Annotated in this window: 15 protein-coding genes; 9 read left to right on the top strand and 6 right to left on the bottom strand. The window is 41.0% G+C overall.

Annotated elements, in window-relative coordinates; translation table 11 throughout:
• Window positions 1-270: 270 nt before the first annotated feature.
• Window positions 271-1374, bottom strand: coding sequence for a phospho-N-acetylmuramoyl-pentapeptide-transferase (gene mraY / locus RMY31_RS22565; protein WP_322660851.1), 1104 nt, complete (start codon window positions 1372-1374; stop codon window positions 271-273).
• 79 nt (window positions 1375-1453) lie between these two features.
• The gene (locus RMY31_RS22560; protein ID WP_322660853.1) at window positions 1454-1690 is read right to left on the bottom strand and encodes a DUF3134 domain-containing protein; all 237 of its coding nucleotides are present in this window, start codon (window positions 1688-1690) and stop codon (window positions 1454-1456) included.
• A 246-nt stretch (window positions 1691-1936) separates the two neighbouring features.
• Here RMY31_RS22560 and RMY31_RS22555 point away from each other — a divergent pair, with 246 nt between their 5' ends.
• The 5 genes from RMY31_RS22555 to mdh all read left to right on the top strand — a co-directional run bounded on the left by RMY31_RS22555 (window position 1937) and on the right by mdh (window position 6014).
• The gene (locus RMY31_RS22555) at window positions 1937-2521 is read left to right on the top strand and encodes a PAP/fibrillin family protein (RefSeq protein WP_322660855.1); all 585 of its coding nucleotides are present in this window, start codon (window positions 1937-1939) and stop codon (window positions 2519-2521) included.
• Between the two features lie 486 nt (window positions 2522-3007).
• Window positions 3008-3220: a photosystem I reaction center subunit IV gene (locus tag RMY31_RS22550; RefSeq protein WP_322660857.1), complete on the top strand. Its 213-nt coding sequence runs from the start codon at window positions 3008-3010 to the stop codon at window positions 3218-3220.
• 251 nt (window positions 3221-3471) lie between these two features.
• Window positions 3472-4356: a DNA-formamidopyrimidine glycosylase gene (locus RMY31_RS22545; protein WP_322660859.1), complete on the top strand. Its 885-nt coding sequence runs from the start codon at window positions 3472-3474 to the stop codon at window positions 4354-4356.
• A gap of 65 nt (window positions 4357-4421) precedes the next feature.
• The gene (locus RMY31_RS22540; RefSeq protein ID WP_322660861.1) at window positions 4422-4637 is read left to right on the top strand and encodes an NAD(P)H-quinone oxidoreductase subunit O; all 216 of its coding nucleotides are present in this window, start codon (window positions 4422-4424) and stop codon (window positions 4635-4637) included.
• A gap of 393 nt (window positions 4638-5030) precedes the next feature.
• Window positions 5031-6014 (top strand): malate dehydrogenase, encoded by a 984-nt coding sequence (gene mdh / locus RMY31_RS22535; protein ID WP_322660863.1) that lies wholly within the window; start codon window positions 5031-5033, stop codon window positions 6012-6014.
• Between the two features lie 144 nt (window positions 6015-6158).
• Here mdh and RMY31_RS22530 read toward each other — a convergent pair whose 3' ends face one another.
• Window positions 6159-6539 (bottom strand): translation initiation factor, encoded by a 381-nt coding sequence (locus tag RMY31_RS22530; protein ID WP_322660865.1) that lies wholly within the window; start codon window positions 6537-6539, stop codon window positions 6159-6161.
• A gap of 93 nt (window positions 6540-6632) precedes the next feature.
• On the bottom strand, window positions 6633-7130 hold the full coding sequence (locus RMY31_RS22525; RefSeq protein ID WP_322660867.1) for a hypothetical protein: 498 nt from the start codon (window positions 7128-7130) through the stop codon (window positions 6633-6635).
• 559 nt (window positions 7131-7689) lie between these two features.
• Between RMY31_RS22525 and RMY31_RS22520 the strand changes: the two genes are divergently transcribed.
• The 4 genes from RMY31_RS22520 (at window position 7690) to RMY31_RS22505 (ending at window position 13259) form a co-directional block, all read left to right on the top strand.
• Window positions 7690-8379, top strand: a complete 690-nt coding sequence (locus RMY31_RS22520) for a hypothetical protein (RefSeq protein ID WP_322660871.1) — start codon at window positions 7690-7692, stop codon at window positions 8377-8379.
• 63 nt (window positions 8380-8442) lie between these two features.
• Entirely contained in the window at window positions 8443-10350 is a 1908-nt protein-coding gene (locus RMY31_RS22515; RefSeq protein WP_322660873.1) for a P-loop NTPase fold protein, read from the top strand.
• Complete coding sequence (locus RMY31_RS22510) at window positions 10347-11819, top strand: DUF1802 family protein (protein ID WP_322660875.1); 1473 nt, start codon at window positions 10347-10349, stop codon at window positions 11817-11819. The genes RMY31_RS22515 and RMY31_RS22510 overlap by 4 nt, the downstream gene beginning before the upstream one ends.
• Window positions 11820-12563: 744 nt before the next feature.
• Window positions 12564-13259, top strand: a complete 696-nt coding sequence (locus RMY31_RS22505) for a Nif11-like leader peptide family natural product precursor (RefSeq protein WP_322660877.1) — start codon at window positions 12564-12566, stop codon at window positions 13257-13259.
• 194 nt (window positions 13260-13453) lie between these two features.
• Here RMY31_RS22505 and RMY31_RS22500 read toward each other — a convergent pair whose 3' ends face one another.
• Both RMY31_RS22500 and RMY31_RS22495 read right to left on the bottom strand, forming a co-directional pair.
• Window positions 13454-15040 carry a glucose-6-phosphate isomerase gene (locus tag RMY31_RS22500; protein ID WP_322660879.1) on the bottom strand — a complete coding sequence of 529 codons (1587 nt, stop codon included), beginning with the start codon at window positions 15038-15040 and terminating at the stop codon, window positions 13454-13456.
• Between the two features lie 113 nt (window positions 15041-15153).
• Entirely contained in the window at window positions 15154-15405 is a 252-nt protein-coding gene (locus RMY31_RS22495) for a cytotoxic translational repressor of toxin-antitoxin stability system (protein WP_322660931.1), read from the bottom strand.
• Window positions 15406-15470 lie beyond the last annotated feature (65 nt).

Here is a 15470-nt window from a genome sequence, read left to right as displayed (position 1 = left end):
CCCTGACCCTCTACTCCCCTGCCTCTTGACTCCTGACCTCTAATATCATGTCCGGCAAATTACTTACAATATGTCATTGCGAGTGCAACGAAGTAGAACGAAGCAATCGCAGGGGTTTTGGGATTGCTTCGTTCCACTTCGTTCGCAATGACAATTATTTAATCGGACATGATATAACCTAATCTAAAATCCAAAATGGTATAAATAGTAAAAATAACCCCCGTATATACGGGGGTTATTGGTTTATCTTAAAGTAGTTTTTGAAAAAATTTAGAATGGAGCGATCGCTAAACAAATTGCAGCGAGAAAAGCGGCGACTATATAAAATACACCAACTACTTGCAATTCTGACCAGCCAGTTAGTTCCAAATGATGGTGTAGGGGAGCCATTCTCAACAGGCGTTTGCCTTTACCATCGGGGCCTTTTGTAGCTTTGTAGTAACTCACTTGCGCCATCACAGAAAGGGTTTCTACAAAAAAGATGCCACTGAGAATAAACAGTGCTACTAAGCTGTTAGTCAGTAATGCTACAGCAGCTAAGGCTCCTCCCAATGCCAGAGAACCAGTATCACCCATGAAAACACGGGCCGGGTTGCGGTTATGAGCTAAGAAACCTAAGCAACCACCACTCAAAGCGGCACAGAAAACCATCAATCCAGGCGAAGCAGGTGCGATTAATGCTCCTAATGCTAGTAAAGCGATCGCTACGGTTCCTGCTGCTAATCCATCAATGCCATCAGTGAGATTAGTTGCATTGCTTTCTGCCACTAGGACAAAACCAGCTAAAGGCCAGAATAGGAACCCTAAAGGTAATGCAAAACTCACCCAAGGCAAAGCGATACTTGTAAGATTGGAAGGTTGATTAAACATCAGCCATAGACAAAACACTGCTGCAAAACCGATTTGCAAAGCCAGTTTCATCCGGGGAGATATACCTTTATTCGATTTCCGGCGGAGAATCTGCCAATCATCGATCCAACCAATAAATCCGTAGCTAAGTGTTAATGCAGATACAGCAAGTACTTCTTTATTAAAATTAGACCCCACACAGGCAATTATCACAGCCACGGGTACAAAAAATATACCCCCCATTGTTGGAGTCCCAGCTTTCTTTAAATGGGCTTGAGGACCATCTTCGCGGATGATTTGCCCCGTTTTGAGCGCTTGCAGCAGTGGTATTACTACAAAGCCCATGGCAGCCGAACTCACTGCACACAAGACTAGTGGTAAGCTGAGCGAAGTAACTTGCCAAGGCAATCTATTGGCCATCCAATCAAAAATTATTGCTGCCACACTTAGCGCTGCGGCTAAGCCAGAGGCTAGACCGATCCCAGAAAAGTTCAATCCTTGGTTAGGAGATAATTTAGCGTCCACAGAAATTTCCCTTCACTCCACACTTACAAATATTGAATAACAGGGACGATAGATATCACCAAGTCCCAGCCACAACAGGCTAGTCTTCGGCTATGCCGACATCATCATCGTCATCATAATCAAGGTCAATACCATCTTCTCCACCCAGAAACTCTGATATTTCTTCTTCTTCATCCGAAAAATCAGGTTCGTGAACGTCACGCGCTATGAGACGACCGTTACTTTGTAACCAATCCAACAGAGAGGATTCTTGTTTTAATGGAATTACAGCAGCCCGCTGATTGCGAGGTTCTTCACGTAAGGGAGAATTTATCATACGACAAACACACAATAACGTTCATGTAACTAGACATTAAGAAGTCTATCACTTGACACGGGGTTATTTAGTTATTCATACATTCAACTAATGGATTAATAAATCCGCAAGCTGTCAAAAATATTTTATTTAATAGTGGTAAAGCAACCAGAGATAGATTTTTAGTGATTTGCACGGCTTTAGACATAGGACATTAATATCGACTTAATGTGAATTCAATCCTGATGATTTTTGAGGTAATAGGCGATGATAGGAAAGGCGACCTTAATAGATACAATCGCTGGAACAAATCGCGGGTTACTAGCCAGCGAGCAACAGAAACAGGCTATTTTATCAGCGATCGCTCGGTTAGAAGACCTCAATCCGACACCGCGTCCAGTGGAAGCGAACAACTTGCTAGATGGCAATTGGCGATTACTATACACCACAAGCAAGGCTCTTTTAAACTTAGATCGCGTACCTTTTTATAAACTTGGTCAAATATATCAGTGTATACGGGTACAAACTAGCAGTGTTTACAACATAGCTGAGATTTATGGCTTACCTTACCTCGAAGGATTAGTTAGCGTAGCTGCTAAATTTGAGCCAGTTTCAGGTCGTCGTGTCCAAGTAAAATTTGAGCGCTCTATTATCGGGCTAAAAAACTTAATAGGGTACAGTTCTCCTGAAAATTTTATCCAGCAAATTGAAACTGGTAAAAAATTTATAGCGATTGATTTTCCCCTAAACAGCGACACACAACAAGGTTGGTTGGACATCACTTATATAGATAACGATCTCCGCATTGGCAGGGGTAACGAGGGTAGTGTGTTTGTTTTAAGTAAAGCATGAGATTTTCTTACGTGTATTTGAGTATTTGCGAATGAACTTAGTCTATTGTCTGGACTTTGTCAAGGAGGGTTTGTCACCATTTTAGATTTGAGATTTTAAGGTGGGAAAGTACCGAGAGGGGGAGATGAGGAGGCAGTGCGTTGCGGAGGCTCCCTCCGTTGTAGCAACTGCTGTGGGGACAAGGAAGACAAGGAAGATAATTCTTCATTTCTACCTTCTGCCCTACCCTTCGGGTTCTGCTTTAGCAGTACGGGTGACGCTCGTGCCTCGCGCTTCGCTGCGCTAACGCAATCGACTAAAGCGCCTTCGCGCCAGCGTCTCCCCTTTGGGAGAAGACTGCGACTGCTTCACCTCCTGTCTTCTGCCTTTTGACAACTGACCGCTGACAAATAACTTAACAAAGGCTCTAGCTGCGACCTTCAGGTTGTAGAGTGAAATCAATTAGCCCTATATATTGGCGATTGATAACTAAAAGGGAAGATACTCATGGTTCAACGTGGTTCTAAAGTACGTATTCTCCGCCCCGAATCCTACTGGTTTCAGGATCTAGGAACCGTGGCTTCTGTGGATCAAAGCGGCATCAAATACCCAGTAATTGTCCGGTTTGAAAAGGTAAATTATTCTGGTATCAATACCAATAACTTTGCCGAGGACGAATTAGTAGAGGTAGAAGCACCAAAGGCTAAGCCGAAAAAATAATCAGCAAAGGCACAAGGTGATTATTTGATGAGATGATGAAGGGAAGCTTTAAGTATGAAAATATGAAGTATGAAACTTTCGTTCTTTCATGCTTCACCCTAGCCTACTCTACTTATGAGAAGCTTGCCTGCGGGTATTTACGGTTTCTTGTAAGTAGTAAGACACCCTACCTAAGGGTGTGCGTACATACTTTCCCGTCTCGTCTGCCTTGATCCCCAAGTACATCAAAATTGCTCGCCTAATCAGCTTAAATGCCTGAACTGCCTGAAGTTGAAACAGTCCGACGGGGTCTAAGCCAATTGACCCTCAACCATGAAATTACGGGTGGAGATGTGTTGCTTGAGCGCACCATCGCCTACCCGTTTTCTGTTGGTGATTTTATTGACGGGATCAAAGGGTATGCGATCGCTACTTGGCATCGTCGCGGTAAGTATCTTTTAGCTGAACTCTCTCAATCTCCTCCTGCTTCCCCTGCTTCCTCCTCCTCCACTAGCTGGCTAGGAGTTCATCTGCGAATGACAGGTCAACTACTATGGCTGCATCGAGATGAACCATTACATAAACACACACGGGTAAGATTATTCTTTGGGGATCGGCAGGAATTGCGCTTTGTTGACCAACGCACCTTTGGGCAAATTTGGTGGGTTCCCCCTAGTGTTGCAGTAGAAAGTATTATTACTGGTTTAGCAAAACTTGCAGTAGACCCATTCTCACCGGAATTTACTGTTGAATATCTGGCTATGAAGCTGCAAAACCGCCGCCGTCCGATTAAGACTGCGCTACTGGATCAATCTGTAGTGGCGGGATTAGGCAACATCTATGCTGATGAAGCCCTGTTTAAAAGTGGAATATTACCAGAAACTTTATGTACAGATTTGCAACTAAAGCAAATTGAACGCTTGCGAACAGCCATTATTCAAGTATTACAAGCCAGTATTGAGGCTGGAGGTACAACTTTTAGTAATTTCCTCAATGTTCAGGGGGTTAATGGTAACTATGGAGGTGTTGCTTGGGTTTACAACCGTGCCGGAGAACCCTGTCGAGTTTGCAGTACTTTGATTCAACGGACTAGATTAGCTGGACGATCTAGTCACTTTTGCCCTCAGTGCCAAACGCTACGGGGAGTGGGGAGTTGAGAGTTTTTACTCAGAACTCTCTTAAAATGCAGATAAAACAATCTATAAACGTCAGAGGGGAACTCATGGCATTCAAGAAAGGAGATTTAGTTCGCGCTGTCCGCGAAAAGTTGGAAAACAGTGTAGAAGCACAAGCTAGCGATCCTCGCTTTCCTTCCTACTTGTTTGACAGTAAGGGCGAAATTGTAGACATAAAAGGTGATTATGCCTTTGTCAAGTTTGGAAAAGTGCCAACACCAAACATTTGGTTACGTTTAGATCAACTCGAAGAATTTAAATAAACCTCGTCTATCTTGAGAACTGTAGTTTTTTGCCAAAATACTGAGATTGCTTGCTTACAGCGCAATGACGCATCAGAATTATTGTCAACTCCAGGTTTCAACGTGGACGAGGTTTAACAGACATTTTTAGAGAACTCCAAGAAATGAATTATCCTGCTTGAAGTTGTTGGCTATTCACACTTAACAGGAGGCAGTGCTGTGTGGAGTTTCCCTCCGTTGTAGGCGAAACGCCTTCCCACAGGTAGCAACTGGCGTTCATCAGTCAACAATTACAATAAAGCCTTCAGACTAAAGACTGTTGCTGGCGAATTTTTGAAAAGCCAAAATTGTAGGGTGGGCACTGCCCACTTCTCCAGTGAAGTTTAATCTTCAATCAGTAGGCACACCCGAATTATGTCTTCTTCCTCCGATCCCCCAATTGTATGTAGTTTACCTCGTGTCACCATCATTGGTGCTGGTAGAGTTGGTAGCACCCTAGCCCAACGGATTGCCGAGAAAAATTTGGCAGATGTCGTATTGCTGGATATCCTTGAGGGAATGCCCCAAGGTCTAGCACTGGATTTGACAGAAGCTAGAGGAATTGAACTACATAATCGCCAGATTATTGGCACAAACAATTATATTGATACATCTGGTTCCCAAATTGTGGTGATTACCGCAGGAATTCCCCGCAAACCAGGGATGAGTCGAGATGACTTGCTGAAAACCAATGCCAAGATTGTGGTAGAAGCAGCAAAGAATGCGATCGCCCATTCTCCCAATGCTATTTTTATTGTCGTCACCAATCCTTTAGATGTGATGACTTATCTAGCTTGGCAAGCTACAGGTTTACCACGCGATCGCATTATGGGCATGGCTGGCGTGTTAGACTCGGCCCGCTTTGAAACTTTCATCGCCCTAGAATTGAGGGTGTTACCTGCTGATGTCAAAGCGATGGTACTGGGCAGTCACGGGGATTTAATGGTGCCTTTGTCTCGTTATGCTACCGTCAACGGCATTCCCGTCACAGAATTGTTGGATGCTGCCACAATTGAACGTTTGGTAGAAAGAACTCGTAACGGTGGTGCGGAAATTGTGGAATTGATGCAGACGGGTGGGGCTTTTTTTGCTCCTGCATCTGCCACAAGTGTGATGGTGGAATCAATTTTATTAAATCAGTCGCGGTTATTGCCTGTAGCGGTTTATCTTGAAGGTGAATACGGTTTAACAGATGTTGTGATTGGCGTTCCCTGTCGTTTGGGATGCGGTGGAATTGAGAGTGTATTGGAATTAAATCTCACAGATGAAGAAACAGAAGCTTTGCATACTTCGGCTGAATCTGTGCGTCAAAATATTAAGCGATCGCAAGAAATTTTAGCGACAATAATTAAAGCCTGAAGGATGAAGTATCAAAACTTCTTATTTTATTCCTTTACCCTTTACACTTCTCAACACAACAGCAAAAACAAAAGGCAGTAGATTTAAATCTCACTGCCTAACGGCTATTCTACAAATTATTGAGTCAGCAAAATTAGTTTTGGGTTAAGAACGATAATCCTCGTCTGCGGGATCGCCGTAGGGGTCTTCACTGGCAGGTCTGACGTTACCGTAATATCCTTGGTCTGCGGGGTCGCCATACGGGTCTTGGCTCGCAGGGGTGGCGTTGCCATAATATCCTTGGTCTGCGGGGTCGCCGTAAGGATCTTGGCTGGCTGGAATAGCGTTGCCGTAATAGTCAGCGGGGTCGCCATAGGGGTCTTGACTAGCTGGAATAGCGTTAAAATCTTGCTCGGCGGGGTCGCCGTAGGGATCTTCGCTGGCTGGACGTACATCGCGATCGCGATATTCAGCATCTCGGCCAGCTTGATTGTCGTCCGTTCCTATGAAAAAATCCTTCGCCTTTCGCAAAAAATCATCTACCATTATCTATCTCCTGATTTGAGTTCGTGTGTCCCACGTGCGCGATTGGCGTATTCTCCAGAAAGACAGTTGTATTTACACACACGCTTTGCTTATCTAAAGTGCTGGAGCTGAGCTTGGAGCTATGTCGCTGAGATCGCGACCTGTAGAACGCCCGTTATAACCTTGAAAGTCTCGATATTGTTGCGCCTGAGATTCGGGAACTTGAATACCTTCTGGTGGTGGAGTTACCCAGTGAGCGCGATGTTGAGCATCGCGGTAGTATACGCGTCCGTTTTTAGAAAGGTAATACTTACCTTGCGCTCCTTCAGATTGAGCATTCTTATGCTGGTTGTAGAGGTAGTAAAGTGCTGCTGCTCCTGCCAAAAGCGCTACTTTTTGACCCGTACCTAATCCCTTCTTAGCTTGGGGTTGGTTAGCGGGGGCGCGATCGCTCACTGTTCTACCAGCAGTATCATCAATAGGTGGTGGTACATTAGCATTTCGGGAACCTCCTCCGCAGCTAGCCAGCAATGGCACTGTTAGCAACGCTGAAAGCAGCACTGCCAGTAAACGCGTAGCTATTTTACTCTTAAGGTATGATGTTATGTTCATAGTATTTCCTCATCACCCTGCGTTTGCTAAAGGCTGTGCTGCTGTAAAGGCATTAGGATTCCTGCTAACTCTTTTGAAGTTAAAAACATTTGCTATTTGCCGCTTAACTCGTACAACAGCACGTGTACACTAATTCATTGAGTATGAGTTAATTTCTCAAGCATTTCGTCCTGCCTTTGAGAGACATTGCATTCATCCCAAGGAAATATATTGTTAATTAGTTAATAAGCTCTCTTCAATAATTAGACAGATTGCGTGTATATGTGCGTTTTCTACCTGTCACTGCTAGCGATGCGATCGAATTCAGAATGGATTGTAATTAAAATTCACAGATAAAGACACATATTTATGCTCAATCTATGTATATAAATATTGAGCGATCGCCAAAGTTTTTGACAGCTGTTGACGTGACTGTCTAAAACAATAATCACCTCTTTTTACTTGGATATGTAATTTTTTAAAAGACAAAAGAAATTAGTAGAACTTATTTCAGTATTTTTACGACACTTTTTAAGTAACCAATAAAACTATACTAGTTCTATTTAATGGAACTAGCTTTATGGTTTTAAAAAAGACTGACTTGAAGAGTAGAGAAGCTCAAGCTAAAACTCTTACTCTACTCGCTTTATGGGATTTAGGAGGTACGAAAAGAGAAGTTAAAAAAAGCGACCTGACAAAGCGAGTTACACGAACTAATGACAAGGCAAAAGATTATCAGGAAGTTTTTGAGGAATTACAAAAAGTTGGAGCGATCGCGATCGCAAGCAAAAACAGAGTAGCAAAAATTTCTCTTACTGATAAGGGCTTGCAAATCCTAGACGCAGGGTTGAAAAGCAATGATTTTGAGTTTGATGGTTCTCAGGTTGGAACCCCAATTGCCAATGCATTAGTGAAGTGGATTCGCCAGATGGATAGTATAGCATCCACTAAAACTAATCAAGAAAATAAATCTAATAAGGATGCGATCGCATCTTATGAAGAGTTTAAATCAGTGGCATTGGAAGTCCACGAAAAACTGAATTACAACTACAACCTAGATAATTTAGTGCCCATTTACAGAATCAGGAGAGAAATAGGCGATCGCGTCAGTCGTGAAAATTTCAACACATGGTTATTGGAAATGCAAGAAAAGGATATTTTGCAACTGCAAGGTGGCAGTGTAGAAGATAGCGCCCCAGACAAGATTGAAGATTCCATTACGACTAAAGTTAGTGGATTGCGCTGTTATGCTAAACGACTCAATTCATAAACTAAGTAACTTAGTTTTTTCAAATTTTCTTTGTTACTCATCATTTTCAGTGGTTGCACAATCATGGATAACTCTTCATCTTCATATTCAGACCTCAACAAAGCTATTACAAATCATAATCCATTTGACAGATCACTAGTAGTCAGAAGTCATGATATTTGGAATCAAAGTTTTCCTGACGTTACTTCTATAAATGCTCATGTATCAGATGCTATTTTTCAATCAATAGAGCAAATTCGTACAGGCAACCGTTCAGTTGTTGGTATAACTATCAAAGCTGAAAAAGGACTAGGAAAAAGTCACTTGATAAGTCGAATTCGCCGCCGTATTCAGTGTGAAGGTGATAGCTTTTTCGTTTACATGAGTGAAGTTGACTATGGTGACTTAAACAAAATCCATTCTAAATTTTTAACAACTTTGACAAATAGCTTAAAACAAATTGGTAATCAAGGTGTAATGCAATGGCAAGAACTAGCAACTATTTTATTAAATGAAGTATACAAGTCAAACCACACACCTCAACAGTTAATAAAGAGATTTCCTGGAGTTTTAGCTCAGAATCCCAAGATAGTTGATGCCTTAACAACCAATGTGCTTAAACTCAAGCCAAATATCCAAAACCCTTACTTGATACAGGCTATTTTATGGACACTTTCTTCAGATAAAATTGCATTTGCAGTTAACTGGCTTAGTGGCAGAGACTTAGCACAAGCACAAGCTGATGCAATGGGCTTACCAAATACTAATTCAGAAGATACAGAATCTGAAGCTTTCCAGATTGTATGCCAAATTTTAGACTTAATTGGTGATTACCGAACAGTAGTCATCTGCTTTGATGAATTGGAAGGCGTAAATTGTAGTAATGAGGGTTTTACAAGATCACAGGTGGTTGCTGTCTTGGCAAAAGACTTATATAGCAAAATTAAACGTGGAGTTTTAATTTTAGCTATGTTCGATGAGACTTGGGTTAAAGAAGTAAAAATTGTGCCGCAAGCAGATTCTGTAATAGATAGAATTGGTGAAAAAAAGTTCGATTTAAGGTATCTTAACAGTGATGATGTAGTAACTGTTGTGTCTCACTGGTTGAAAGATTTTTATGATACCAATAACTTAACTCCTCCTCATCTTGTATATCCTTTTGATGAAGTTAGATTGAGAGAGCTTGGTAAAGAAAAACCAATAGTTAGAAGGGTTTTACAATGGTGTGAAAGTAACTGGAATTTACCTGGCGAACTACCACAACCAGTAGATCCACTACATAAAGTTAAAACAGCCTTCAACAAAGAACTTGCAGCACTTGATAACACAATAGACAACTACTTTGAAGAAAGTAATATTATCGCTGAGGCTATACGTTTTGCTTTACTAACAATTAAAGGTGAAACTGTAGAACGAGTAAAAATCGAAGATATTGAGGAAGTTCGCGTCAAAAGTGTAGACAAAGGATTCCTAAACTTTAGAATTGTTGGTAAAGAAGATGGGAGAGTTGTCAAAATAGTACTTGCAGTTATTCAGGAATCTACCACTAAATTTGTGAGTGCTGCTTTAAAAAGATTAATTGATTATAAAACATTTGATATGACTCGTGGTTGCTTAGTTCGCGCTAAGGATGTGAAATCTAATACTAGAGGTAAAGAGTATTTAGATAAACTACTTTCTAAAGATTTAGGAGGAGAATTTATTAAGCTTAATATTGAGGATATTAAGCCTCTTTTAGCTATCTTATTCGTTAAACAAGCTTGTTTGGATTATGAAGTTAGCTTAGAAGAAATTAACCAGTTTATAAGTCAGAATAACATAGCAAAGGATAACTATATAATACGTGAAATTCTCAGCGATCCATCTGGTCAAATTCCTAGTGGCTTAATTGACGAAGAACGCGTGACTGAACCTCAACCCGTACTACATAAAAATACAAATGAAGAATTAGATACTATGCTCGATAATTTACTTCTTAAACTTGGTTTATGAGCGATTTAATTTTTATCAACACTGCATTATGTTTACCTTTTCCAGACGTTGAGGCTTTACTACAAGGTCGAACGATAGCAGCTATACCGCAAACATTTATTCAGCCTGGGCGTTCCTTTGCTCTTTATCCATCTGCAACTTCAATCAACTTGTTGACCGATGAACAACATTACAAGTCAAATTTTTTGATAGTTATCCAAAATGTTTATACTCAACTAAGTTCTGAAACAGTCTGGATTAAGGCTTGGGCTAAGTGTGAACTGTGCCAAATCCTAGATAACTCTGAATCCTTAGAGGCTTTGTCACAATTAACTATTTGGCAAAAAAAAGCACTACAACAAATTCTGTTGCAAAGACAATATATATTTATTGCACATTTGCGGGTATATTTGTTGTCCAACCCAATTGGAATACCTGTAAATCCTCAAGGTCAATTTATGGGTTTACCCAATCCTGTGAGAGCATCTACTACTTTACCAGTTTTAGGCGATCGCATCTTCGCTCAACGCAAGCATCAACTAGAAAATCGACAGCCACCACTGCATCCTGAATTAGAAGAATTGCAGAGTGCATTAGCCTCTCTTGGCATTACCAATCCAGCTGCTAAAGAGTTAGATGATGATATCAAAATATTTTTCGGTTGGAGTAGCAATAAGCTGATTAATGAACCAGATCCAGATTTAGCTTGGATAAAGGATATAGCAAAGTTGGGTAATCGTAGTAAACAAGAAGATGAGGGCAAAAATAACTATCAGGCTGGGACAGACTTTGAAAATGTGGTGCGTGATAGTCTAGATTTTCTAGGCTTTACCGTTGATCGTACTCATAAAGGTGGTGCTGGTGGACTAGATTTATTTTGTTCTCAACCATATCCACTTTTTGGAGAGTGTAAAGCAGGGAAAAAAATTCCCAACGATACAGCAGTACAGCTATTAAACTTGGGAAGTTTACATCGTTTAGATGTATTCAATCAAGCTGTTAAATTAATCATTGGCCCTGGCGAACCGACAAACCAACTTAAAGATGCTGCTACAGTACATCGTATGGCTATTATTAACCCAGAAACACTCGAAAAACTTGTCAAACTACAAAAGAACTATCGCAACTCAGTAGACTTATTTAAACTCAAAGAATATTTAAAACCTGGTCAATCTGATGAGGAAGTTGAAAAATATATCGACCAAATTTATGCCAGTATAAATTTGCGATCGCAGATTATCAAAACAGTCAAAGAACTCTCTGAACAAGACAACCAAAGTTTAGAATCTATACTTCAGCGTTTCACAGTTACAGAAATTCGTGTTCATTATAATGTCACCCATAACCCTAAGCTAACTGATGAAGGAGTTCATGATTTACTGATAGAACTTTCTTCACCCTTAACAGGTTACTTAGGACGAATTAAAGGTAATGATTGGAGAAGCGATCACTTTTACTTTCTACACGACTTGTTAATTAGCCCAAGATAATGCAATATTTCTTATCTTTGCGCTCTTTGTGTCCTTTGCAGTTCGTGAAAAAGTGCGATCGCAGTTATCCAAAAGTCAAGATACCAGTTTGATGATTAACACTTCACTTTACGCTCTGTCATTACAATTTTAGCGACAATAAGATGATATTTAAAATACATAATTTAGATTATAAACCTCGTCCATTTTGAAACCTGGAGTTGACAATAATTCAGATGCGTCATTGCGACGTAAGGAAGCAATCTCAGTATCTTGGCAAAAAACTACAGTTCTCAAGGTAGACAAGGTTTAGAAGTATTTTTTTCTTTACTATAAGTTATTTATAAATATTTAGTTCTTTTAAACACATACTACAATGCGATCGCTTTTACTTTCTACGGGATTCACAATTAGCCAAGTCAGTAAAATATGTATTTTTTATTACTTTATTCTTTCTGTGCCTCTATGGTTCGCTTCACACTAATTGAGGCTTAAGCAGTCTTAATCTATCGGTGAATACTCTCTCTACACTATGTTACGGGAAGTAACGAAGTGGGGCGTGCGATCGCTATCCTTCATCTTCTATTCAGTATGTTCTTGGTTTACGCTATAAATGACACAAAAATTTTATACTTAAATACCATGTGCTTTAATTGGCGAATTTTTGTATATTAAATACTGTCGAATACTCTCTGTATACTGAGTACACTGATATTTATTAATAGTGATGCTCTGCCGAATTGGAGATTACAAGAGAGATGAATTATGTATTATCAGCTTTGGAATTTTTTCCTTAGAGAAGAACAATATTTTTTCTGGAAAGAAAAGATAAAAATTAACAAAGAATTTGATAGATTGACATGGCAAAAGATAATTAATTTTTTGTCATTAATAGAGCAGAGTTTTCTATTAAAAAGTCAACTAGGTGAGACTGATAGCGTTGAGCGGTTTATCAATTTAGCAACAGAAAATGGTTATAGCTTAACCGCCGAGGAACTAGCTTGGTTTCTAACTACAAGGAAACAAATTTGGGATCTTTTTGATTTGGCACAAAAAACGCCATCTCTCAAAGAGCAACTACTAACAGCTAAAAATCCGCAGGAGTTTATCAAAATAGCTGCCGAAAACGGCTACTACTTTTCCGTAGAGGAACTAGCTTGGCTTTTGACTGAAATCAAGTCATCTTCTGAATTAGTATCCATTAACAATAGTGTTGGGGAGATTCTTACAGTCTCTAACTACGGCAGAATAGAAACAGGATACTGGATTTGGCTAGCAGAAGACTGGGGAATTGTGCCACCATTCTGTCATCGGGATCAGCCTGTTACTTCCTTGTCTCAATATATGCACAATCCTTTTTTACCCGATCGCTGTTTCTTACCCAAGAGTTACTTTAATCAACGCCTCTTGAGTCGGGTGGAAGTAGAAGGCAGGAGGCAGGAGGCAGGAAGCAGAAGGTAAAAGTCAACAGTAGGGGGTTTCTCTGGTTGACATATTATGTCAACTTATTACTATTTGGGATACCTCAAGCGTTGGCAGCAATTAGATATATAACAGCAAAGCATCCTGGAAATTGAAGCTGGATGTTCAATCTAGGATGCTTCACAGTAAAAAATTGTTGCATAGGCAACAATACTTCAGCAAATTGTGATGTGTTAGCTAGCAGAAACCTTCAAACTGCTGGGTTGTCCAAGATTACCTTGCAAAACTATACCTCGCTGATTGGCATATAGATGACGCAGAATCTTGTAGATTGACTCTACTTGTTCAGCAGCACCTGCTTTCTCGGCGATTTGTTCTAAGGAAAGGGCAGTTTTTTCTTTTTGTAGCACTGCTAATACTCGTGATTGCAGGTCGAGAATAGCGGCGGCAGCTTTTTTACCAGCCTCTACCCCTGGTTGATGGTAGGCGTTAATGTTGACTAAGCTGGCATACAAACCAACAGCGCGTTCATACAAAGCAATTAGCGCCCCTACAGTGCGGGGGTTCACTTGGGGAATAGTAACTGTAACCGAATCGCGCTGATTTTCATAAAGCGCTTGTCGAGTTCCTTGGAGAAAACCGGAAAGATAATCGCCTACTGTGACTCCAGGATCTATTTCTGGGGACGATCCCTTACGATCTTCTAAAACTTCAATAAAGGTAGCAAAGAAATTCGGCACACCTTCACGCAACTGCTGAACATAAGCGTGTTGATCTGTTGAACCTTTGTTGCCATAAACGGCGATGCCTTGATAGACAGTCTTTCCGTCTAAGTCTTTTTCCTTACCCAAAGATTCCATCACCAGCTGTTGCAGATAGCGACTAAACAACAGCAAGCTGTCCTTGTATGGTAGGACAACCATATCTTTTTCACCCCGTCCATTACCAGAAAAATACCAAGATAAAGCCAACAATGCGGCTGGGTTATTTTTCACATCTGGGACGCGGGTAGCATCATCCATTTCTTTTGCACCCTCTAGCATGGCGCGAATATCGATGCCCTGTAATGCTGCTGGTACTAGACCGACAGTAGACATTTCTGAGGTGCGTCCTCCCACCCAGTCATACATGGGAAACCTTGCTAACCAGCCTTCAGATTTTGCCACTTTATCTAAGTTGCTATCTGGGCTAGTAATCGCTACAGCATACTGAGCAAAGTCCAAATTGTGCCCAGCATAAGCTTTTTTGACTTCAATCATACCGTTGCGGGGTTCTGGCGTTCCCCCAGATTTGGAGATGACTAAAACCAAAGTGCTAGCAAGGTTGTTTCGCAGATGATTGAGAGTGCGGTCAATACCTGCGGGATCGCTGTTGTCGATAAAGTGAATTTTTAGGGGTGGGAAATCGGGGGCGAGGGCTTCAGCAACAAATTGAGGTCCAAGGGCAGAACCACCAATACCAATGGAGATAATATCAGTAAAGCGGTTTGCTCTCGGAGGATGAATAGCACCTGTTTGGACTTTTTCAGCAAAGGCTTCGATTTGTTCTAGGGTTTGGACAATTTCTTGTGTAAGTTCCGGAGTAGGTGCTAGATCGGGATTTCGCAGCCAATAGTGTCCGACCATGCGGTTTTCGTCCGGATTAGCGATCGCACCCTTCTCCAATTCCGCCATATCCGCAAACGCTTTGTCAAACTTCGGCTGCAACGACTCCACAAAAGCGTCATCAAAACGCATCCGACTTACATCTAGGTAAAGTCCTAATCCCTCGTGGAAATATAACCAATTTTGGTATCGTTGCCAAAGTGCCTTTGCATCCATAAGGGAAATCTCAAGTAAAGTGTTTTTCCAAAACAAGTTTAATGTAAGGTTAGAGCCATCCCTGCCTAGCCTTATACAGTTTACAGTTTTAAGTGTTGGTCTAACTCTTCACCCTAAACATCTGGCATAGGGATGACCCGTAAAAATTTTACAATTTCACCCCTAATTTCTATACCAATTAAATAATTATCTACAGTAAAACGATGAAAAATGCCCTCACTGTCAAGCTGCCGCAGTTGTGGGAGACAATGCAGAGGGCCATTTTCGGCAAACTCCAAAAACACAAAATCATATACCCGCTGGTAGGCAGCTGGTTCTAAACTCTTCAGGTCTACCAAAAAAGACCTGGCGTAGCGCATTTCCAGACTCACTATGCGTCACCTTTACTGGGAATTGGGGATTAGGGATTGGAGATTGGGGGTTGGGGGTT

This window comes from Dendronalium sp. ChiSLP03b (assembly GCF_034531165.2).
In the GTDB taxonomy this organism is placed as follows: Bacteria; Cyanobacteriota; Cyanobacteriia; order Cyanobacteriales; family Nostocaceae; genus Dendronalium; species Dendronalium minutum.
This window is presented reverse-complemented; position numbering and strand designations above follow the sequence as displayed.